The sequence below is a fragment of the Acidovorax sp. MR-S7 genome, from assembly GCF_000400995.2.
In the GTDB taxonomy this organism is placed as follows: Bacteria; Pseudomonadota; Gammaproteobacteria; order Burkholderiales; family Burkholderiaceae_C; genus MR-S7.
This window is the reverse complement of the sequence record NZ_DF238953.1, coordinates 22,787-43,967: the sequence shown is the minus strand read 5'-3', so window position 1 is coordinate 43,967 and position 21,181 is coordinate 22,787. Positions and strand designations below refer to the sequence as shown.

Annotated in this window: 17 protein-coding genes; all 17 read left to right on the top strand. The window is 68.3% G+C overall.

Annotated elements, in window-relative coordinates:
• Positions 1 to 786 (top strand): flagellin (locus tag AVS7_RS17915; RefSeq protein ID WP_020229454.1); only part of this gene is annotated, 786 nt, incomplete at its 5' end.
• Positions 787 to 893: 107 nt separating this feature from the next.
• The gene (locus AVS7_RS17910; RefSeq protein WP_144425142.1) at positions 894 to 4,523 is read left to right on the top strand and encodes a glycosyltransferase; all 3,630 of its coding nucleotides are present in this window, start codon (positions 894 to 896) and stop codon (positions 4,521 to 4,523) included.
• 24 nt (positions 4,524 to 4,547) lie between these two features.
• Positions 4,548 to 5,321 (top strand): glucose-1-phosphate cytidylyltransferase, encoded by a 774-nt coding sequence (gene rfbF / locus AVS7_RS17905; protein WP_020229452.1) that lies wholly within the window; start codon positions 4,548 to 4,550, stop codon positions 5,319 to 5,321.
• Complete coding sequence (gene rfbG / locus AVS7_RS17900; RefSeq protein WP_020229451.1) at positions 5,306 to 6,394, top strand: CDP-glucose 4,6-dehydratase; 1,089 nt, start codon at positions 5,306 to 5,308, stop codon at positions 6,392 to 6,394. The genes rfbF and rfbG overlap by 16 nt, the downstream gene beginning before the upstream one ends.
• 61 nt (positions 6,395 to 6,455) lie before the next feature.
• Positions 6,456 to 7,775 (top strand): lipopolysaccharide biosynthesis protein RfbH, encoded by a 1,320-nt coding sequence (rfbH, locus tag AVS7_RS17895; protein WP_020229450.1) that lies wholly within the window; start codon positions 6,456 to 6,458, stop codon positions 7,773 to 7,775.
• A gap of 10 nt (positions 7,776 to 7,785) precedes the next feature.
• A complete protein-coding gene (locus AVS7_RS17890) occupies positions 7,786 to 8,895 on the top strand; it encodes an N-acetylneuraminate synthase family protein (RefSeq protein WP_020229449.1) in 1,110 nt (369 codons plus the stop codon).
• 1 nt (position 8,896) lies between these two features.
• Positions 8,897 to 10,732: a thiamine pyrophosphate-binding protein gene (locus AVS7_RS17885; RefSeq protein WP_020229448.1), complete on the top strand. Its 1,836-nt coding sequence runs from the start codon at positions 8,897 to 8,899 to the stop codon at positions 10,730 to 10,732.
• Positions 10,719 to 11,483, top strand: a complete 765-nt coding sequence (locus AVS7_RS17880; protein WP_159402791.1) for a phytanoyl-CoA dioxygenase family protein — start codon at positions 10,719 to 10,721, stop codon at positions 11,481 to 11,483. The genes AVS7_RS17885 and AVS7_RS17880 overlap by 14 nt, the downstream gene beginning before the upstream one ends.
• Entirely contained in the window at positions 11,480 to 12,283 is an 804-nt protein-coding gene (locus tag AVS7_RS17875) for a TylF/MycF/NovP-related O-methyltransferase (RefSeq protein WP_020229446.1), read from the top strand. Before AVS7_RS17880 ends, AVS7_RS17875 begins: the two co-directional genes overlap by 4 nt.
• Positions 12,280 to 13,233: an NAD(P)-dependent oxidoreductase gene (locus AVS7_RS17870; RefSeq protein WP_020229445.1), complete on the top strand. Its 954-nt coding sequence runs from the start codon at positions 12,280 to 12,282 to the stop codon at positions 13,231 to 13,233. The genes AVS7_RS17875 and AVS7_RS17870 overlap by 4 nt, the downstream gene beginning before the upstream one ends.
• Positions 13,230 to 14,099, top strand: coding sequence for a bifunctional 2-polyprenyl-6-hydroxyphenol methylase/3-demethylubiquinol 3-O-methyltransferase UbiG (locus tag AVS7_RS17865; RefSeq protein ID WP_020229444.1), 870 nt, complete (start codon positions 13,230 to 13,232; stop codon positions 14,097 to 14,099). Before AVS7_RS17870 ends, AVS7_RS17865 begins: the two co-directional genes overlap by 4 nt.
• Positions 14,096 to 14,743 (top strand): HAD family hydrolase, encoded by a 648-nt coding sequence (locus tag AVS7_RS17860; protein WP_020229443.1) that lies wholly within the window; start codon positions 14,096 to 14,098, stop codon positions 14,741 to 14,743. The genes AVS7_RS17865 and AVS7_RS17860 overlap by 4 nt, the downstream gene beginning before the upstream one ends.
• Entirely contained in the window at positions 14,740 to 18,111 is a 3,372-nt protein-coding gene (locus tag AVS7_RS17855) for a hypothetical protein (protein ID WP_020229442.1), read from the top strand. The genes AVS7_RS17860 and AVS7_RS17855 overlap by 4 nt, the downstream gene beginning before the upstream one ends.
• A 134-nt stretch (positions 18,112 to 18,245) precedes the next feature.
• Positions 18,246 to 19,106 carry a flagellar motor stator protein MotA gene (gene motA / locus AVS7_RS17850; protein ID WP_020229441.1) on the top strand — a complete coding sequence of 287 codons (861 nt, stop codon included), beginning with the start codon at positions 18,246 to 18,248 and terminating at the stop codon, positions 19,104 to 19,106.
• On the top strand, positions 19,107 to 20,045 hold the full coding sequence (gene motB / locus AVS7_RS17845; RefSeq protein ID WP_020229440.1) for a flagellar motor protein MotB: 939 nt from the start codon (positions 19,107 to 19,109) through the stop codon (positions 20,043 to 20,045).
• A gap of 64 nt (positions 20,046 to 20,109) precedes the next feature.
• Positions 20,110 to 20,496, top strand: coding sequence for a chemotaxis response regulator CheY (gene cheY, locus AVS7_RS17840; protein WP_024001779.1), 387 nt, complete (start codon positions 20,110 to 20,112; stop codon positions 20,494 to 20,496).
• A gap of 2 nt (positions 20,497 to 20,498) precedes the next feature.
• Positions 20,499 to 21,128 carry a protein phosphatase CheZ gene (locus AVS7_RS17835; protein WP_024001778.1) on the top strand — a complete coding sequence of 210 codons (630 nt, stop codon included), beginning with the start codon at positions 20,499 to 20,501 and terminating at the stop codon, positions 21,126 to 21,128.
• The last annotated feature ends 53 nt before the right edge of the window (positions 21,129 to 21,181 follow it).

The window sequence follows — 21,181 nt, the reverse complement described above, 5'->3', positions numbered from 1 at the left end:
CGCCTGTCCTCGGGCCTGCGCATCAACAGCGCCAAGGACGACGCCGCCGGCCTGGCCATCGCCGACCGCATGAATACCCAGATCCGCGGCATGAACGTCGCCATCCGCAACGCGGGCGACGCCATTTCCATGGCACAGGTGGCCGAAGGCGGCCTCTCGGCCATGAACGACATGCTGCAGCGCATGCGCGAGCTGGCGATCCAGGCGTCGAACGCGCCGAACTCCACCGGCTCCGGCGCCGTCTCCGGCGGCGACATCCAGAAGCTGAGCAACGAATACGAGCAGCTGGGCAAGGAACTCAACCGCATGCTGAGCGCCACCCAGTTCAACGGCGAGTCCATCCTGCGCACCACGACCGACTACACCTTCCAGGTAGGCGCCAACGCCGGCGCCGAGAACCAGATCACCATCGGCAGCGCGGACATCAGCCTGGACGGCGACGCCGCCTTCAGCGGCGTGGCGGCGGGCGGCGCCAGCTCCGGCCTGGTGACCAGCGCGGCCAGCGGCAACATCGCCCTCATCTCGGCGCTGGACGGCGCCCTGTCCGCCGTGAACGGCCGCCGCGCCACGCTGGGCGCGCTGCAAAGCCGTTTCGAGAACACCATCTCGTACCTGCGCACGGCAGTGGAGAACCAGTCGCAGGCCCGCAGCCGCATCATGGATGCCGACTTCGCCCAGGAGACGGCCAACCTCAGCCGCACGCAGATCCTGCAGCAGGCCGGCACCGCCATGATCGCCCAGGCCAACCAGTTGCCCCAGAATGTGCTGAGGCTGCTCCAGAGTTGATACAAGCCAAAATGGCATCCAGCGCCTGATGGATAAGCGCAAGGAGCTATCAAACCAGGAGCAATACCACCCACCGAACCGTGTTCCGCCAGGGCACGCCCCATGCCATGCATCCACCCGCATCCGCCCTGCCCTCGCCCTATTACATCCACGCGCCGCACCTGCTCACCGACGGCGCCCCGCATGCGGCGCAGTTGCACATGCTGTGCCACCAGCTCAACCGGGCGGGCTATCCGGCGTATCTGGTGGATACGGTGGCGATGCATGGCGGGTGGTGGACGCCGCTGCTCACGCCCCCGGCGATGGCCTCGCACTACCTCGCGGGGCTGACGCCGATCAGCATCCAGATGCAGGCGGGCGAACGCTCGCTGCCCGGTCTGCAGGTGCGCTTCACGCCCACCATCCAGCAGCCGGATGCGCCGGACCTGCTCACCCGGCTGGACTTCACCCTGCCCACGGGCGAGGCGCAGACCCTGGGCGCCGCGCTGCCGTGGTTCGACCCGGCGCTGCTGGCGCTGCCCTGGCAGGGCCCGCGCCCCATCGCCGCGCTGGTGTATTCGGGCCACTTCCCGAGCCGCCATTACCGGCTGCGGCCGGAACACGCGGCGCTGCAGGACATCTCCCCCTTCGCCGAGCAGCCCGTGGGCACGCACGAGCGCTGGCACCTGCTGAGCCAGGCGCAGGTGGTCTACGCCTACGCGGGCGGCAGCGTCGCCACCGAAGCGCGGCTGCTGGGCTGCCAGGTGGTCTACGTGGCCAACGACCACCAGTTGCAAACCCCGCCCCGGCACCCGATGGACACCTGGGGCACGCACCTGAACACCCTGGGCGCGCCGCTGGATGCGCGCCCCTACGGCACGCAGGCGTTCCGCGATGCGCTGGACGCGCTGGCACCGCAGGCCCCCCCGCTGCTGGCCCGCCTGATCGAGGCCACGCAGGCCGCCGCCGCCGCGCTGCCCCAGCGGCAGGCGTGGAACGCGCAGCAACTGCATTCCGTGGAGCCCTGGCTGCCCACCTCGCCGCAAAGCCGCGCCGCCCGCGCCGACGAGCTGGCCATCGACCGGATGTGCCGCGACTACGAAGCCTGGAAAGCCAAGGCCACGCCGACCGAGATCTACAGCGACATCTGCGCCGAGCTGGTGGCCAAGGGCCAGGTGCGCCCGCCCACCGTGCACATCTTCGGCCACGGGCGTCCCACCGATGCACTGGCCGACGCCATGGACGATCTGGGCAAGAGCTGGCTGCCGCCCGGCCGCGTGGTGATCCACGCCGACCTGCCCGCCCCCGGCGAACTGGGCGAGGGCATGCAGTGGGTCGGCCCCGGCGATGCCTGGCCTGCCGCGCCGCGCAAGGAGGAATGGGTGGTGCTGCTCGAAGCCGGCACCCGGCTGGAGCCCTATTCGCTGATCGAGCTGCTGGCGGCCGCCCGCCGCCACCCCGGGGCCCAGATGGTGTATGCCGCGCACGACGTGGCGCTGGCCCCCGGCCGGACGCTGCCGCAATTCACCGGCGGCGCCAACGTGGAATGGCTGCGCGGCACCAACTACCTGGGCGGAGTGGCGGCCGTGCGCGCCGCCGCCTGGCAGGACGTGCCCGGCCACGGCCGCTATGCCAGCGCCTACCGCCTGGCGCTGCGCCTGGGCGCGGCCAGCGTGCATTACGTGGACAAGGTGCTCTCCCACGCGGCCCCGCAACTGGCTGAAGGACAGGAAGAAGAAGAATTCACCGCCGCCCAGGCCGAGTTGCAACTGCTGCACCCCGGCACCACGCTGCAGGCCGGCGACCTGCTGGGCTGCTGGCGCGTGCGCTACCCCGACGACGGCGCTCCCGTCTCGCTGCTGGTGCCCACGGGCAAGCAGCAGGGCTACCTGCGCTCGCTGCTGCTGTCGTGCGTGCAGCGCGCCCCCGGCAGCATCGGCGAGGCGCTGCTGGTGGTGCAGGACGAAGACCTGCCCTCGATGGAGCAGTTCGTGCGGCAATGGCCCCACGCCGCCGAACTGCCGCTGCGCCTGATCGCCAGCGGCGGCGGCGCCTACAGCCACGCGCGCGGCATCAACCTGGGAATGGCCGCCGCCGCCCATGACCTGGTGCTGGTCTGCGACGACGACATCGAATGGATGGATGCCGAAGCCGTGCCCGAGCTGCGCCGGCTGTTCGCCGAGCGCAGCGTCGCCATCGCCGCGCCGCGCCTGGTGGTGCAGCAGGAGGACAACCCGCTCGTCGTGGCCGGACCCCACCTGGCCGGGGCCGACGGGCTGCTGCTGAACTACACCGGCGAGCGCCAGGGCGTGCCCGAGCGCGGCTGCCTGAACCGTCTGCAAATGGCGCAGGACGTGGCCGGCGTCCATGGCTCGTGCTGGATGGCGCGGCGCTCGGCCGTGCTGGCCGCCGGCGGGCTGGACGAGGTGCACACGCCGCTGTTCCAGCCCGTGGCCGACCTGGGCTACCGTCTGCAGCAGGCCGGCTGGCGGCTGGTCTGGACGCCCCACGCCAACGCCGCGCACATGGGCGGCATGACGCTGAAGGCGCTGCGGCGCGACCCGGTGCAGGCGCTGGCGCTGTCGCAGGCCGCCGTGGACGAGTCGCGCTACATGCAGACCCGCTGGGTCGGCTTCGCCGGCCAGCACCCGCTCTACAGCAAGCACCTGTCGGGCCACCGGCCCTACGCGCTCGACACCGACATGGTGAACACCTGGAGCCTGGACATCCAGGCCCGCCCGCGCGTGCTGGCGCTGCCGCTGCGCAGCGGCTCGGGCCAGTACCGCGTGATCGAGCCGCTGGACGCGGTGCAACTGCACAGCCTGGCCGAGACCTGCGTGGTCGAGCCCGAGAAGCCCGGCCAGACCACGCGCCGGGTTCTCACGCCGCTGGACGTGGCGCGCTTCCAGCCCGACCGCATCGTGGTGCAGCACTCCACCTCGGACCAGGACATCGACAACCTGCGCGCCATCCGGCGGGCGCACCCGCAGGCCTTCATCGTGCAGCTGATGGACGACCTGGCGTCGGACCTGCCCTCCTCGCACCCGTCCTACCGCAGCGGCCAGCGCGAGGGCCACACCCGCACGGTGCAGGCGCTGGCACTGAGCGACCGGCTGATCGTCTCCACCCAGCCGCTGGCCGACTACTACGCGCCCTACTGCAAGGACATCCGCCTGGTGCCCAACGCGCTGGACATGCGGCATTGGAGCGGGCTCCAGCGCCCTGCGCGCACCGGCGGGCGCATCCGCATCGGCTGGGCCGGCGCGGCCCAGCACCTGGGCGACCTGCGGCTGGTGCAGCGCGTGGTGCAGGCGCTGGCGGGCAAGGTGGACTGGGTGTTCATGGGCATGTGCCCGGACGAGCTGCGGCCCTACGTGAAGGAGTTCCACGGCTTCGTCTCGTACAAGGACTACCCGGCCAAGCTCGCCAGCCTGGACCTGGACATCGCCATCGCGCCGCTGGAGAACAACCCCTTCAACGCGTGCAAGAGCAACCTGCGGCTGCTGGAGTACGGCGCGATGGGCTGGCCGGTCGTCTGCTCGGACGTCTACCCCTACCAGACCGACGACCCGCCGGTGCTGCGCGTGCCCGACGACGACGGCGCCTGGCTCGACGCGCTGGGCCGCCTGATCGCCGATGCCGGCTTCCGGCAAACGCAGGGCCAGGCGCTGCACGACTGGCTGCAGGCCCGCTACACGCTCGAACGCCATGCCGAGGACTGGTTCCGCGCGATCTTCGCGCCGCCGGCCGGCCAATAATCGGGCCCAGCAACGAGGCAACACATGGTCAAAGCGGTCATTCTGGCGGGCGGCCTCGGCACCCGCATCAGCGAAGAAACGATGTCCCGGCCCAAGCCCATGGTGACCATCGGCGGCAAGCCCCTGCTGTGGCACATCATGAAAAGCTACTCCACCCACGGCGTGCATGACTTCGTCATCTGCTGCGGGTACATGGGCTACGTCATCAAGGAGTATTTCGCCAACTACTTCCTGCACACCTCCGACGTCACCTTCGACATCGCCCACAACCGCATGGAAATCCACGAACGCCATGCGGAGCCTTGGCGGGTCACGCTGGTCGATACGGGCGAGGAAACGCAGACCGGCGGGCGCCTCAAGCGCGTGCGCCGCTACGTCGAGGACGAGGAGCTGTTCTGCTTCACCTATGGCGACGGCGTGTCCGACATCGACATCGGCGCGCAGCTCGCCTTCCACCGCACGCACGGGCGGCTGGCCACCATCGCCGCCGTGGCGCCGCCAGGGCGCTTCGGCGCGCTGAACATCGCGGACCAATCCGTCACCGCCTTCGTGGAAAAGCCCATGGGCGACGGCGGCCTCATCAACGGCGGCTACTTCGTGCTCTCGCCCCGGGTGATCGACCTGATCGACGGCGACGCCAGCGCCTGGGAAGACCGCCCGGTGCAGCGCCTCATCGCGCAAGACCAGCTCATGGCCTGGCAGCACGACGGCTTCTGGCGGCCGATGGACACCCTGCGCGACAAGATGACGCTGGAAGACCTCTGGAGCAGCGGGCAGGCGCCATGGAAAACCTGGTGAACCCCGCGTTCTGGGCCGGCAAGCGGGTGTTCCTGACCGGGCACACCGGGTTCAAGGGCGCGTGGCTGGCGCTGTGGCTCACGGGCATGGGCGCGCAGGTCCACGGCTACGCGCTGCCGCCCGAGCACCCCGGCAGCCTGTTCGAGCGGTTGGCGCTGGGCGAGCGCATCGCCCGCTCCACCCTGGCCGACATCCGCGACAGCGCTTCGCTGCACCAAGCCCTGCAGGCGGCCGATCCGGACATCCTCTTCCACTTGGCCGCGCAGGCCCTGGTGCCCGCAGGCTACCGGCAGCCCGTGGAGACATTCGCCGTCAACGTCATGGGCACGGCCCAGGTGCTGGAATGCGCGCGCGCGTGCCGCACGCTGGCGGCCATCGTCGTCGTCACCAGCGACAAGTGCTACGAGAACCACGAGTGGCCCTGGGGCTACCGCGAAACCGACCCCATGGGCGGGCACGACCCCTATTCGGCCAGCAAGGGCGCCGCCGAGCTGGTGGCCGCCAGCTACCGCCGCAGCTTCCTCGCGGCCCAGGGCGTTGCCGTGGCCACGGCGCGCGCGGGCAACGTGATCGGCGGCGGCGACAACACCCCCTCGCGCCTCGTCCCCGATGCGCTCGCGGCCTTCGCCGCCAACACCGCACTGCACCTGCGCAACCCCGTGGCCACCCGTCCCTGGCAGCACGTGCTCGACCCGCTGCACGGCTACCTGCAGCTGGCCGAACGGCTGTGCCAGCCGCAGCACGGGCAGGCCTGGGCCGAAGGCTGGAACTTCGGCCCGCAGGCCGACGATGCATTGAGCGTCGAAACGGTCGTGGGCCTGCTCGCGCAGCACTGGCCCCGCCCGGTGCAATGGAGCGCCGACCCGCCCGGCACCTATGCCCACGAAGCCCAGCAACTGCGCCTGGACTGCAGCAAGGCGCGCCAGCGGCTGGGCTGGCGCCCGGTATGGAACGCCCGTGCCGCGCTGCAAAGAACCGTGGAGTGGCACCTGTCCCAAGCCCCGGCCCTGGACACCTGCCGTGCGCAGCTCACCGCATTCCTCCAGGATGCCGGGCAGGCCGGGAACTCCTGATTTAATAGCTGCTTGCGCTTGATGGATGGGCGCTGTGGTCCAATTTGGCTAATATCCCTCCATGGACAACGCACACATGCTGAGAGAGCAGATCGCCCGCCTGGTGGAGCAGTACGCGGGGCAGGCCCTGGCGCCCGCGCCCTTCGTGCCGGGCACGACCGCCGTCCCGCCCTCGGGCAAGCAGATCGACGCCAGCGAACTCAAGCTGATGGTGGATGCCGCGCTCGACGGCTGGCTGACCACCGGGCGCTTCAACGCGGAGTTTGAAACCCGCCTGGCCGCGTTCATCGGCGTCAAGCATCTCATCACGGTGAACTCGGGCTCGTCGGCCAACCTGGTCGCCTTCAGCACCCTGACCAGCCCGCGCCTGGGCGCGCGCGCCATCCAGCCGGGCGACGAGGTGATCGGCGTGGCCGCGGGCTTTCCCACCACCGTCAACCCCATCCTGCAGTTCGGCGCCGTGCCGGTGTTCGTGGACGTGGAACTGGGCACCTACAACATCGACGCCAGCCGCATCGAAGCGGCCATCGGTCCGAAGACGAAGGCCATCATGCTGGCCCACACCCTGGGCAACCCCTTCAACCTGGAGGCCGTCACCGCGCTGTGCAAGAAGCATGGCCTGTGGCTGGTCGAGGACTGCTGCGATGCGCTCGGCTCCACCTACCTGGGCCGCATGGTGGGCACCTTCGGCGACATCGGCACGCTGAGCTTCTACCCGGCGCACCACATCACCATGGGCGAAGGCGGCGCGGTGTTCACCAACAACGCCGAGCTGAAGGCCATCGCCGAGAGCTTCCGCGACTGGGGCCGCGACTGCTACTGCGCCCCCGGCAAGGACAACACCTGCGGCCAGCGCTTCTGCCAGAAGCTGGGCCGCCTGCCCGCGGGCTACGACCACAAGTACACCTACAGCCACCTGGGCTACAACCTCAAGATCACCGACATGCAGGCCGCCTGCGGGCTGGCGCAGCTGGACAAGGCCGACCGGTTCGTCGCGCAGCGCAGGAGGAACTTCGCCTACCTGCACGCGCAGTTGGCGGCGTGCGAGGAATTCCTCATCCTGCCCCGCGCCACGGAACATGCCGACCCGTCCTGGTTCGGCTTTCCCATCACCTTGCGCGAAGGCGCCCCGGTTTCGCGCCTCGACCTGCTGACCTACCTCGACCAGAACAAGGTGGGAACCCGCCTGCTTTTCGCCGGAAACCTGACACGCCAACCGTATATGGTCGGCAGGAACTATCGCGTGAGCGGCAGCCTGGACAACACCGACACGGTGATGAACGACACGTTCTGGATCGGGGTGCAGCCCGCGCTGACGCAGGACATGATGGACTTCGCGGCGGCCAGGATCAGAGCCTTCCTGGGCGTCGATTTCGATTAGGAGCAATGTGATGGGACCCATCAGCCAACGCGACAAGGACCTGTTCGAGAACCTGTTCGTTCTGGAACTGGCCAACAACCACTGGGGCAAGCTGGAGCGCGGCCTCAAGATCATCCGCGACCACGGGGCCGTGACCCGCTACAACAACGTCAAGGCCGCCATCAAGCTGCAGTTCCGCGACGTGGACGAGTTCATCCACCCGGATTTCAAGGGCAACACGGAGCTGCGCTACGTCAAGAAGACCGAGGACACCAAGCTCTCCAGGGCCGATTTCGCGCGGATGGTCGAGGAAATCCGCAACCTGAGCTGCATCCCCATGGCCACGCCGTTCGACGAGGCATCGGTCGACCTGTGCGTGGAGTTCGACATGCCCGTCATCAAGATCGCCAGCTCCGACATGAACGACTGGCCCTTGATCGAGAAGATCGCTTCCACGCGCCGTCCCACCATCATCTCCACCGGCGGCGCTTCGGAAAAGGACCTGGACGACATCGTCCGCTTCTTCGAGAAGCGCGACATTCCCCTGGCCATCAACCACTGCGTATCCCTCTACCCCAGCGAGGACGACGAACTGCACCTGGACCAGATCGACTACCTGAAGAGCCGCTATCCGCGCCACATCATCGGCCTGTCCACGCACGAGTACCACGACTGGCATTCGTCCATGCTGATCTCCTACGGCAAGGGCGCGCGCACCTGGGAGCGCCACATCGACATCCAGTACGAAGACGTGCCGGTGTCCAACTACTGCTCGCTGCCCGAGCAGTGCGACGCCTGGTTCAAGGCCTTCCACAAGGCCAAGGAAATGTGCGGCGGCGTCAGCACGCGCCGGCGCAACATCTCGCGCAAGGAGACCGAATACCTCAACGCCCTGGTGCGCGGCGCCTATGCGCGCCGCGACCTGACGCCCGGCTACGTCTTCGACAAGGACCAGTTCGCGAAGGACTTCTACCTCGCCATTCCGCTGCACAAGGGACAGCTCTCGTGCCGCGAGGTGATGAACGGCGAGCGGCTGCTGCAGCCCATCCAGGCCCACGAACGCCTGACCATCGACCACATCGACGGCCCTTACAGCGAAAGCCCCGCGCTCAAGAGCCTGATCCTGAACCGGGGCCTGTGAAGTGAAGCGCATTTCCGAACAGATCGCCGACTGGCTTGCCGCCCAAGGGGTGGAGCAGGTCTTCACCGTCACGGGCGGCGGCGCCATGTTCCTCAACCAGGCCCTGGGCGGGCACGGGCAACTGCGCTGCACCTTCATGCACCACGAGCAGGCCTGCGCCATGGCGGCCGAAGGCTACGCGCGCATCACCGGCAAGCCCGCCGTGGTGATGCTGACCACGGGGCCGGGCTCGGTGAACGCGCTCAACGGCGTGTATGGCGCCTTCACCGACTCGATCCCGATGATCGTCCTCTCGGGCCAGATCAAGCGCGAGACCTGCATCGACTTCCACAACGTGCCGGGCCTGCGCCAGCTCGGCGACCAGGAAGGCCCGACCATCGCCATGGCCAGCCCCGTGTGCAAGTTCGCGCGGCTGGTGCGGTCGGAGAAGGAGCTGGAAACCCTGCTGCCCCAGGCGTATGCCGAGGCCATGGGCGGACGCCCCGGGCCCGTGTGGCTGGACATTCCGCTGGACATCCAGCAGTCCACCGAGGCGATCGAAATCCCCTTGCCCCCGGCGCCCGCTACCAAGCCGCCATCGGATGCACTGCGCGCCGCCTGCCGCGCCATCATCGAGAAGCTGCGCCAATCCCACCGCCCGCTGATCCTGGGCGGCACCGGCGTGCGGCTCTCGCGCACCGAAGGGCGATTGCTGGCGCTGGTGGAGCGCCTGGGTATTCCGCTCGCGACAGCCTGGACGCACGACCTCATCGCCTCCGACCACCCGCTGTTCGCGGGCCGCCCCGGCACCATCGGCACCCGCGCGGGCAACTTCTGCCTGCAGGCCGCCGACTGCGTGCTGGTGCTGGGCTCGCGCCTCAACATCCGCCAGACCAGCTACAACTGGGACGCCTTCGCCAAAAACGCGTGGCTGGCGCAGGTGGACATCGACGAGGCCGAGCTGCGCAAGCCCACGCTGCGGCCCGACCTGGGCGTGGAGGCAGACCTGAACGACTTTCTGGACGTGCTGGAGGACGAACTTGCGCGCACCGAACTGCCCAGCTATCAAACCTGGGCCACGTGGTGCCGGCAGACCGGCCAGCGCTACGACGCAGCGGCAGAGCACCAGCAGCAGCCCGGCGCCCCGCTGAACCCCTACGTCATGGTCAGCCGCATCTTCACTCGCATGCGGCCCGACGACATCGTGGTCTGCGGCAACGCATCGGCCTGCATCCTGCCCTTTCAGGTGGGCGCGCTGCAAACGGGCCAGCGCCTCTTCAGCAACTCCGGCTCGGCCTCGATGGGCTACGACCTGCCCGCCGCCCTAGGCGCGGTCACGGCAGCGGGTGGCGCGCGGCGCGTGATCTGCTTCGCAGGCGACGGCAGCCTGCAGATGAACATCCAGGAGCTTCAAACGCTCAAGACCACCGGGCTGGACGTGATCGTCATCGTGCTCAACAACCGGGGCTACCTGTCGATCTGGCAGACACACGAGAACTTCTTCGGCCGCGTGATCGGCGCCACGCCCGAATCGGGCGTGGACTTCCCCGACTTCACCGCCGTGGCCCGCGCCTACGGCCTGCGCGCCGAAAGCATCGCCACCGAGGCCGACCTGCCCCGGCTCGACGCGCTGCTGCAGGGCGGCGGCCCGCTGCTGATCGACCTGCACGTCGATCCCCGGCAGGAGTTCGCGCCGCGCATCAAGTCGCGCGTGGACGAACAGGGCAAGTTCGTCACGCCCGAGCTGGACGACATGCACCCCTTCCTCGACCCGGCCACGCTGCAGCAGATCCGCAGCGAAGCGCTGGCGATCCGTGCCAACCCAGTTGAAGATCGGAGGCAACGTGGAGTGTTTTGACACAGAGGGCTATGCCCTTGCCAGGAAGGCGTTCCCATCGTCAGAAATCCAGGCAATACACGACGAGCTGCTGCGTATGGGAAACACCCTGGACGCATCAGGATGCTTTCAGGATCTGGATTCCTTGTGGAACCACCACAAACAGAACGACAGGAACAAGGCATCCGCCATCTACAACGGCTTCAAATACCTTGCATCCATCCAGCGGCTTGCCTCGTCAGGGGCCATGCACCAGCATCTGCGCAACTTGTGCGGCATCCAGTTTCCAGCGCTGGTTGACATCAACTGCCGGATTGACTCCCAGGGTGAAGAAAAGTATCTGTTCGGTTGGCATCAGGACTACTGGTTCTCGGTCTGCTCCCCTCGTGCCGTCGTCGTCTGGTTACCCGTCACCCCGCTGATTCCGTCCACCGGGGGGTTGCAACTCATAGGCAACGCTCATATGGGCGGCCGCATCTTTAAGACGAAACCCGGCGGCCAATACCAGTCCTATGCGGATGCAGTGCTGCTTGACGAAGACCTGCCTCCCTCACCCATCATCAGCATCAATGAGATGGATCAGGGAGATGCCCTGTTCTTTAGATTCGACGTCCTGCACAAGTCCATTCCGATCCAATCCGAAGACCGATCCAGATTCACAGTTCAACTGCGGTTCGCGGACTATGCAGATACGGACTTCATCAATGCGAAGTACCGGCCCGGCACGGTCAACTCCCAGGTCGTCGATTACATCAACAAGGAAAACCCATGAGTATTTGGAACTCAACCAAATTCGACGCTCCGCTGGAACAGATGTTCGGCGTTCATTCCGAGAAGGACAAAACCTACTGGGACAATTTCGACGCTATCCAGCAGCGCTATCCGCACTCGGACCTGCACAAACTGACGCACTGGCCCGCCTACACGAAACGCATCCTGATGACCCGTTATCTGGCTCACTACGAGTTGTTCAAGATGACGCAGGAACTCCCTGGCAGCATCGTGGAGCTTGGGGTTTCAAGAGGTGTTTCCTTCTTCTCTTTCCACAAGTTCCTGGAAATTTTTTGCCCCACGGATACCTCCAAGAAAGTCTATGGCTTCGACTCCTTTGAAGGCCTGTCCGACTTCACGCAGGAAGACGGCGTTTCGCAGTCCGATCTCGCCAGCGACAAGAAGGTCGGCGGATGGTCGGCCGAGAACGTGGAAGGTGAAATATTCGAGCTGTGCGCGCTCGCCAATCAGGACAACATCCTGGCGCGGGAGCGCTCGCGGCTGATCAAGGGCCGCGTCCAGGACACATTGAAGCCATTCCTGGATCAGACGCCAGGCTTGAGGATCAACCTGCTCCATTTCGACCTGGACCTGTACGAGCCGACCTATTACACGCTCAATATGCTCTGGGATCTGGTGGTGCCGGGTGGCGTCATCGTCTTCGATGAATACGGCCTGCCCCCATGGGGCGGAGAAGCTACCGCCTTCGACCAGTTCCGCGCCGAACGCAAGCTGGACGTCAAGCTTCGCAAGTTCAACTGGTGCCTGACGCCAACTGCCTATTGCATCAAGGATCAATGAAGCTGCTGCTGACTGGAGGTACCGGATTCTTCGGCAAGGCGCTCCTGCGGCACTGGCAAGCCGCCAGCGCTGCGCCGCGCGTCACCGTGCTCAGCCGCGACCCCGAGGGCTTCCTGGCGCGGCACCCTGAATTCGCCGCGCTGCCCTGGCTGCGCTTTCACGCGGGCGACATCCTCGACCCCGCCAGCCTGCCCGCCACCGCATCGTTCACGCACCTGCTGCACGCGGCGGCCGATTCCACGCTGGGGCCCCGGCTGACGCCCTTGCAGCGCTACACGCAGATCGTCGATGGCACCCGCCACCTGCTGGACTACGCGGTCGCCCACGGCATCCCGCGCTTCCTGCTCGCCAGCTCCGGCGGCGTCTATGGCGCGCAGCCGCAGGACATGTCCCATATGCCCGAGGATTACCACGGCATGCCCGACCCGCTGGACGCGCAGAGCGCCTACGGCGTCGCCAAGCGCTGCGCCGAGCACCTGTGCGCGCTGTACGCGCAGCAGCACGGCCTGCAGACCGTGGCGGCGCGCTGCTTCGCTTTCGTGGGGCGCGACCTGCCACTGGATGTCCATTTCGCCATCGGCAACTTCATCCGCGAAGCGCTCGCCCGGCCCAGGATCACGGTGAACGGCGACGGCACGCCCGTTCGCTCCTACATGGACCAGCGCGACCTGGCCCGCTGGCTGGAGGCGCTGCTGCAGCGCGGGCGCGCGGGCCAGGCCTACAACGTCGGATCGGACGCGGCCCTGACCATCGCCGGGCTGGCGCACCAGGTGCGCGACCTGCTCGCGCCGGGCAAGCCCGTCCACATCGCCGCGCAGGATACGGGCGGCCCGCGCAGCCGCTACGTGCCCTGCATCGCCAAGGCGCGCGCCGAGCTGGGCCTGGACCTGCGCCACACGCTGCAGGACGCGGTGCTGGAGACGGCGCGCCATGCGGAGGCCGCGCGATGAAGGTGTTGCAACTGGCCGACGCCTGCATCTGCTGCGGCGGGCGCGATCTGGCGTCGTCGCCCGCCGTGCTCATGCCCTTCGTCGCCAGCCGCGCGCTGGGCCAGGCGCCGCTGGAGATCACGGCGGACTGGGGCCTGCGCGACCTGCGGCCCGGCATGGCCTACACCCTGTGCCATTCGCTGCAATGCGGCGACTGCGGCGCGCCGTTCCTGGACTTGCGCTTCACGCCCGCGCAGATGGCGGCGCTCTACGAAGGCTATCGCGGCCCGGCGTATACGCAGCAACGCGACCGTTTCGAGCCCGGCTACGCGGCCACGGTGGCGCGGGACTACACGCGCCGCCACACCTACATCGCCGAGGTGGAGGCCTGGCTCGCGCCCCGCCTGCCCGCACGGCCGCGGGTGCTGGACTGGGGCGGCGGCGACGGCAGCAACACGCCTTTCCTGGGCCGCGCGCGGGTGCGGGTGCACGACATCTCCGGCGCCGCGCTGGCCGAAGGCGCCGAACGCGCCGCCCTTCACGCCGCGCCAGATCACGACCTGCTGGTGTGCATGCAGGTGCTGGAGCACGTGGCCGATCCCCTGGCCGTGCTGCAGGAGCTGCTGCCCCTGATGGCCCCGCACACGCTGCTGTACCTGGAGGTGCCGCACGAGGCGCTGGTGCGCCAGCACCCGCCCGGCACCGACCTGGCGCCACACAAGCGCCACTGGCACGAGCACGTCAACTTCTTCACTCCCGCCGCCCTGCACCGGCTCGCGGCACGCGCCGGGCTGCGCGTGGCGGACACCCTGTTCCTGCCCATCGACAACGGCGCCCGCCAGGGCGAGGTCATGGGCATGCTGCTCACCAAAGAAAACCAACCATGACCGTGCGCGACATCGTCTTCGACCTGGACGGAACCCTCATCGACTCCGCGCCATCCATCCTGGCCTCCATGCAGGCGGCGTTCGACGCGGCGGGCATCGCGCCCGGCGCGCCGCTCACGCCCGCGCTCATCGGCCCGCCGCTGGCGCAGACGCTGCGCTCGCTGCTGCCCGATGCCCAGGCGCACGCGCTGCCAGAGCTCGTCGAAGGGTTCAAGCGCCACTACGACGACGCCGGCTACCGCGCATCGCGCGTCTACCCCGGCGTGCCCGAGATGCTGGCCGCGCTGGGCCGCATGCCGCTGCGCCTGCACATCGCCACCAACAAGCGCATCGCGCCCACGCGCCGCATCGTCGAGCACCTGGGCTGGGGCGGGTTCTTCACCGGCGTCTACGCGCTGGACTTCTACACCCCGGCCCTGGCGCACAAGACGGCCATGCTGCAGCGCCTGCGCGCATCATTGGCCGACCCCGCCCCCATCTACGTGGGCGACCGCGCGGAAGACGCCGAGGCCGCCCAGGCCAGCGGCATGCCGTTCCTGTGGGCGCCCTGGGGCTATGGCGGGGATAGCGTGGAGGTGCCTGCAGACCGCGTGCTGCGCTCCCCCCAGCATCTGGCGCAATGTCGCCTGGAGGCGATGCAATGAGCCGCCCGCTCCACGCCCCACCCCAGCGGCCTTACTACATCGAGGCCCCGGCGTACCGCCGCACGTCGGCGGGCATCCGCGTCATGCACCTGCTGTGCCACCTGCTCAACCGCAGCGGCCACGACGCCTGGCTGTACCCCACGGCCGCGACCAATCCGCTGTGGCACACGCCCATTCTCACGCCCCAGATCGCGCAGCAGCATGCGCAGGCGGGGCGCCAGCCGATCACGGTGTACCCGGAGGTGATCCCCGGCAACCCGCGCAATGGCGGTTCGGTGGTGCGTTACCTGCTGAACCGGCCGGGGCTGATCGGGGGCGATGCGGAGTTCCCCGCCTCCGACCTGGTGTTCGCCTACACACGGCATCTGCTGCCCGCCGGGGAGAACCCGGAACACGTGCTGTTCATGCCGCCCATCGACAGCTCGATCTTTCACAACCAGGGCAACCCGCACGAAGGGCAGCGCCAGGGCTGGCTGATGTACCCGGGGCGGCACGCCGCCGCGCTGGAGGAGCACCAGGAGCTGGCCGCGCGGTGCACCCTCATCACCAGCACCTGGCCCGCCTCGCCGCAGGAGATGGCCGAGCTGTTCCGCCGCAGCGAGCGGGTCTATTGCTTCGAGTCCACCTCCATCGGGACGGAAGCCATCCTGTGCGGCTGCCCGGCCATCGTCCTGCCCTCGCCTCTGTTCAATGGCACGCCGCTGGGCATCGAGGAGCTGGGAACGCATGGGCTGGCATTCGACGACACACCACAGGCCCTCCAGGACGCCATCGCCGGAATTCCCATCGCCCAGGAAAAGTACGCGGCCGCGGAAAGCCGCTTCTGGGACCAGCTGGAGGTTTTCATCCGCGACACCCAGGCCATGCCCTACACGCCCGTGGCTGCCTCGCGCCCGGAGCAAAGCATCGCGCAAAAGAATGCGCCCATCCAGCACTGGCTGGACCAGCGCCAGCCCGGCGAAGCCCAGTCCCGGCTGATCGCCCAGCGCCTCGAGGAACACGCGCCCTCCGCACCGCGCATCGACTTCATCGTCCTGCCGGGCACGGACCCCTCGGCCGCGCGCGCCACCTTGCACAGCCTGAAGGCCCAAGGCTATCCCCACGTGGGGATCCACATCGCTCCCAGCACGGACGTGGATGTGCTCAACGCACTGGCCGCGCAAAGTGCGGCCCAGTGGCTGTGCTTCGTGCAGGCCGGCACGAAGCTCACGCCGGCGGGCATCACGCACCTGGCCCTGGAGCTGATGGATGCGCCCGGCTGCCGCGCAGCCTGCGCGGACGAAATCGTCCACGAGCCCACAGGCGAGATCAGTACCCTGCTGCGGCCGGACTTCAACCTGGACATGCTCCTGTCCTGGCCCGCCGGCATGGCGCGGCACTGGTTCTTCCGGCGCGACGCGTTCCTGGAGGCCGGCGGTTTCGACGCCGCCTTTGCCGGCGCGCGCGAGTTCGAGCTGCTGCTGCGCCTGATCGAGACGGGAGGCCTGGCCGGGCTGGGCCATGTGCACGAGCCCCTGTTCATCGCCGCCCCCCCGCCGCTTGCCAACAACGCGCACGAAGTGGCCGCCATCGAAAGGCACCTGCGCACCCGCGGCTACGAGCAGGCGGTCGTGGACACCCGCCTGCCCGGCCGCTACCGCCTGCTGTACGGGCACGCGGCGGAGCCCCTGGTGTCCATCGTCGTGGCCCAGGACCAGCCGGCCCTGGCGGAGCGCTGCGTGCGCTCCATCCGCGAGAAGACCGGCTACCCGAACTACGAAATCGTGCGGACGCCCAGCGAGGCGCGCGGCGACTACCTGGTGCTGCTCGGCGATGGCGTCACCGTCCTGCAGGAGGGCTGGATCGACGCGCTGCTCAACCATGCGCTGCGCCCCGAGGTGGGCGTCGTGGGCGCCAAGCTGCTGCGCGCGGACGGCACCGTCCAGCACGCGGGCGTGGTGCTGGGGCTGCGCGGCCCGGCAGAGCATCCTTTCATGGGCGCCGATGTGAACGATCCGGGCTACATGCAGCGGCTGCAGATCGACCAGAACTATAGCGCCGTGACCGGAGCCTGCCTCATGGTGCGCCGCTCCCTCTACGAGCAGGTGGGCGGGCTGGACACGCAGGACCTTGCGGGGGGCTACGGCGACGTGGACCTGTGCCTGAAGATAGGAAAGACAGGGCACCTGGTCGTCTGGACGCCGCACGCGGTGCTGCTGAACGAGGCGGGCACGGCCCCGCAGCACAGCGCCGCCATCGTGTCCGCGCAGGACGCCATGTACCGCAAATGGCTGCCCGAGATCGCGCGCGACCCGGCCTACAACCAGAACCTGTCCCTGCTGGGCCAGGGCTTCGAGCTGGAGACGGCGCAGGACCTGAATTGGAACCCGCTGCCCTGGCGGCCGCTGCCGACGGTGCTGGCCCTGGCGGCCGACGGGCAGGGCAGCGGCCACTACCGCGTCATCCACCCCGCGGTGGCGCTGTCCGCGGCGGGGCTGGCGGACGTGCGCCTGAGCCAGCGCCACTGGCTGCCCGCGGAGATGGAGCGCCTGCGGCCCGACGCCTGGATCCTGCAAAGCCAGGTGCGCGAGCCGCAGATCGCCATGCTGCGCCGCCAGGCGCAGTTCACGCAGGCGTTCAAGGTGGCGGAGCTGGACGACTACCTGCCCGGCTTGCCGGCGGCGCACGCCCACCGCCCCGACCTGCCCCAGGACGTGCTGGGCGCGCTGCGGCGCTCCGTGGCGCTGGCCGACCGGCTGGTGGTGCCCACCGCGGCGCTGGCCGAAGCCTTCACAGGCCTGCATCCCGACACCCGGGTGCTGCCCACCCGCCTGCCGCCCGTCTGGTGGCGCGGGCTGGGCGGACAGCGCCGCGCAGGCCGGCGCCCACGCATCGGCTGGGCAGGCAAGGCCGTCCACGCAGAGGATCTGGCGCAGATCGCCGAGGTGGTGCAGACGCTGGCCGGCGAGGTGGAATGGGTGTTCCTGGGCGCCTGCCCCGCGCCGCTGCGGCCCTTCGTGCACGAGCTGCACGACGCCGTCTCCATCGACCAGTACCCGCGCAAGCTCTCCGGCCTGAACCTCGACCTGGCCGTGGCGCCTTTGGCGCCGGGCGTGTTCAATGAATGCAAGGGCAACCAGCGCCTGCTGGAATACGGCGCCTGCGGCGTTCCCGTGGTGTGCAGCGACCTGGCGCCCTACCGGGGCACGCTGCCGGTCACGCGGGTGTCCAACCGCTTCGACGACTGGATGGAGGCCATCCGCGCCCACACCAGCGACCTGGACGCCAGCGCCCGCCTGGGCGACCGCCTGCGCGATGCCGTGCTGGCGGACTGGATGCTGGAAGGGCGGGCGCTCTCGGAATGGGTGGACGCCTGGACTCCCTCATGAAAACAGGCCCTGGCGCTTATCCATCAAGCGCAAGAAGCTATCCTTATGATAGTAAATCACCCCTGAAAAGGCGCGCTTTGCCGGCGCTGATCGTTCCTTAGGCGTTTGAAAGACTCTGACACAATCCGCGCACCATGTTCGTCATCCTCGGCTACCTCATCACCTTCGGCTGCGTCTTCGGCGTGTTCGTGGCGCACGGCGGCAACATCCATGTGCTGCTGGAGGCGCTGCCGTTCGAGATGATCACCATCGGCGGCGCGGCGCTGGGCTCGTTCATCGTCACCAACCAGCCCAAGGTGCTCAAGGCCACGATGGCGGCGCTGCCGCAGGTGCTCAAGGGCAACAAGTACACCAAGGCGCGCTACATGGAGCTGATGGCCATGCTCTACGAGATTCTGCAGAAGGCGCGCAAGGAAGGGCTGATGGCCATCGAGAAGGACGTGGACGCGCCCCAGGAATCGGAGATCTTCAAGAAATTCCCCGCGGTGGGCAGCGACCCGCACGTGATCGAGTTCACCACGGACTACCTGCGCATGATGGTCTCGGGCAACCTCAACGCCCACGAGATCGAGGCGCTGATGGACAACGAGATCGAGACCCACCACCAGGAGGCCCACGCCCCCGTGGCCGCCCTCACGCGGCTGGCCGGCGCGCTGCCGGCCTTCGGTATCGTGGCGGCCGTGCTGGGCGTGGTGAACACCATGGGCTCGGTGGGGCAGCCGCCGGCGGTGCTGGGCGGCATGATCGCGTCGGCGCTGGTGGGCACGTTCCTGGGCATCCTGCTGGCCTATGGCGCGGTGGAGCCGCTGGCCGGCCTGCTGGAGCAGAAGGCCACGGACGCTGCCAAGGAATACGAGTGCATCAAGTCCACCCTGCTGGCGAGCATGCAGGGCTACAACCCGGCCACGGCCATCGAGTTCGGCCGCAAGGTGCTGTTCTCGGGCGACCGGCCAGGCTTCGCCGAGCTGGAAGCCCACGTGAAGGGCAAGAAGTAAATGGCGGAGAAGAAGCTCCAGCCGATCATCATCAAGCGCGGCAAGAAGCGCCCCCACGCTGCGCACGGCGGCGCCTGGAAGATCGCCTACGCCGACTTCGTGACGGCCATGATGGCCTTCTTCCTGCTCATGTGGCTGCTGGGCTCCACCGCCAAGGGCGAGCTGCAGGGCATCGCGTCCTACTTCGCCTCGCCGCTGAAGGTGGCGATGCAGGGCGGCGACGGCGCGGGCAACAGCTCCAGCATCATCCCGGGCGGCGGCAACGACCTGTCGAAGGTGCACGGCCAGGTGCGGCGTTCCGACGCCGACGCTTCGACCAGCATGCGCACGAGCATCGAGAACGCGCGCGCCGAGCGCGCCCGGCAGGACGCGCAACGCATCAAGGCGCTGCAGGCCAAGATCGACGCGATGATCACCGAGAACACGCGCCTGAACGAGTTCCGCTCGCAGATCCGGCTGGACCTGACGCCCGACGGCCTGCAGATCCAGATCGTGGACGACCAGAACCGGCCCATGTTCGACAGCGGCAGCGCCCTGGTCAAGCCCTACATGCGCGACATCCTGCGCGAGATCGGCGCGGCGCTGGGCGGCGTGGAAAACCGCATCAGCCTGGCCGGCCACACCGATGCCGTACCCTACGGCAACGGTGACCGGGGCTACAGCAACTGGGAGCTGTCGGCCGACCGCGCCAACGCCTCGCGCCGCGAGCTGGTCTCCGCCGGCATGCCCGACGCCAAGCTCGGCCGCGTGGTGGGCCTGGCGGCCAGCGATCTGCTGGAGCCGGACAATCCGCGCGCCGCGGTGAACCGGCGCATTACCATCACCGTACTCACGCACGAGGCCGAGGAGCGGCTCATAGGCAAGCGCAATGTTGCATTCCCCTTGCCGCCGCCCCCGGCTGAAAAGCAGGACAATCCCGCATCCGCAGACCCCCAGTAACACCTTGTCACGTTGCCGGGGGGCCATGACAATAGCCCCGTAATTTCGACCGAAAGGGTCCCTTGTGTCTTCCGCCCTTCGTTTTCTGATCGTTGACGACTTTTCCACCATGCGGCGCATCGTCCGCAACCTGCTCAAGGAAAGCGGCTTCGCCGATGCCGACGAGGCCGAGGACGGCGTGGCCGCGCTGAACAAGCTGCGCAACGGCCGCTTCGACTTCGTGGTCACCGACATCAACATGCCGAACATGAACGGCTTCCAGCTGCTCAGCGAGATCAAGAAAGACGACAAGCTCAAGCACCTGCCCGTGCTCATGGTGACGGCCGAGGCGCGCAAGGAAGACATCGTGATGGCCGCCCAGAACGGCGCGGCCGGCTACATCGTCAAGCCCTTCACCAAGGCCACGCTCGAAGAGAAGGTGACCCTGATCCTCAAGAAAATGGGGCTGTGACCATGGAGGCAGCGGATTCCCCCGCGCCGCCCGCCAATGCGGACGACGTTCACCTGAAGATCGGCCAGCTCACACGCCAGCTCCACAGCGCGCTGACCGAGCTGGGCTATGCGGACCAGCTGCGCGGCACCATGGGCGAGCTGCCGGACGCGCAAAGCAGGCTGTCCTACATCGCCCGGCTGACGGGCGAGGCGGCCGAGAAGGTGCTCAGCCGCGTGGAGCAGGCCAAGGCCCAGCACGACTACATCGCCAGCGAGACGCGCCGCGTGGTCACCTCGCTCGTGGCCGACCCGGTGGCGGCCGTGGCCAAGGGCGAGATCTACAACTTCCTCACCGACGTGGAGCGCGTGACCAAGGAGGCCGACACGCACCTCACCGAGATCATGATGGCGCAGGACTTCCACGACCTGACCGGCCAGGTGATCGCGCGCGTGGTGAACCTGGCCTCCACGATCGAGCAGCAGCTCGTGCAGTTGCTGATCCAGACCGCTCCGCCCCACACGGCGCCCCCGGCCGCGCCCGAGCCACGCCGCGAGCACCTGCAGGGCCCGGTGGTGGACCCCGAGGCCACGGCCGACGTCGTGACCAGCCAGTCGCAGGTGGACGACCTGCTGGCCAGCCTGGGTTTTTAATGAAATTGGCCTCCAGCGCTTATCCAGAAAGCGCTGGCAGCTATTCAAACAAT

Coding starts and splice junctions, on each gene's coding strand:
- motA (WP_020229441.1), top strand. CDS start 18,246: ATGTTCGTCATCCTCGGCTACCTCATCACCTTCGGCTGCGTCTTCGGC.
- rfbH (WP_020229450.1), top strand. CDS start 6,456: ATGGACAACGCACACATGCTGAGAGAGCAGATCGCCCGCCTGGTGGAG.
- rfbG (WP_020229451.1), top strand. CDS start 5,306: ATGGAAAACCTGGTGAACCCCGCGTTCTGGGCCGGCAAGCGGGTGTTC.
- AVS7_RS17860 (WP_020229443.1), top strand. CDS start 14,096: ATGACCGTGCGCGACATCGTCTTCGACCTGGACGGAACCCTCATCGAC.
- rfbF (WP_020229452.1), top strand. CDS start 4,548: ATGGTCAAAGCGGTCATTCTGGCGGGCGGCCTCGGCACCCGCATCAGC.
- AVS7_RS17855 (WP_020229442.1), top strand. CDS start 14,740: ATGAGCCGCCCGCTCCACGCCCCACCCCAGCGGCCTTACTACATCGAG.
- AVS7_RS17835 (WP_024001778.1), top strand. CDS start 20,499: ATGGAGGCAGCGGATTCCCCCGCGCCGCCCGCCAATGCGGACGACGTT.
- AVS7_RS17865 (WP_020229444.1), top strand. CDS start 13,230: ATGAAGGTGTTGCAACTGGCCGACGCCTGCATCTGCTGCGGCGGGCGC.
- AVS7_RS17890 (WP_020229449.1), top strand. CDS start 7,786: ATGGGACCCATCAGCCAACGCGACAAGGACCTGTTCGAGAACCTGTTC.
- motB (WP_020229440.1), top strand. CDS start 19,107: ATGGCGGAGAAGAAGCTCCAGCCGATCATCATCAAGCGCGGCAAGAAG.
- AVS7_RS17910 (WP_144425142.1), top strand. CDS start 894: ATGCATCCACCCGCATCCGCCCTGCCCTCGCCCTATTACATCCACGCG.
- AVS7_RS17870 (WP_020229445.1), top strand. CDS start 12,280: ATGAAGCTGCTGCTGACTGGAGGTACCGGATTCTTCGGCAAGGCGCTC.
- AVS7_RS17875 (WP_020229446.1), top strand. CDS start 11,480: ATGAGTATTTGGAACTCAACCAAATTCGACGCTCCGCTGGAACAGATG.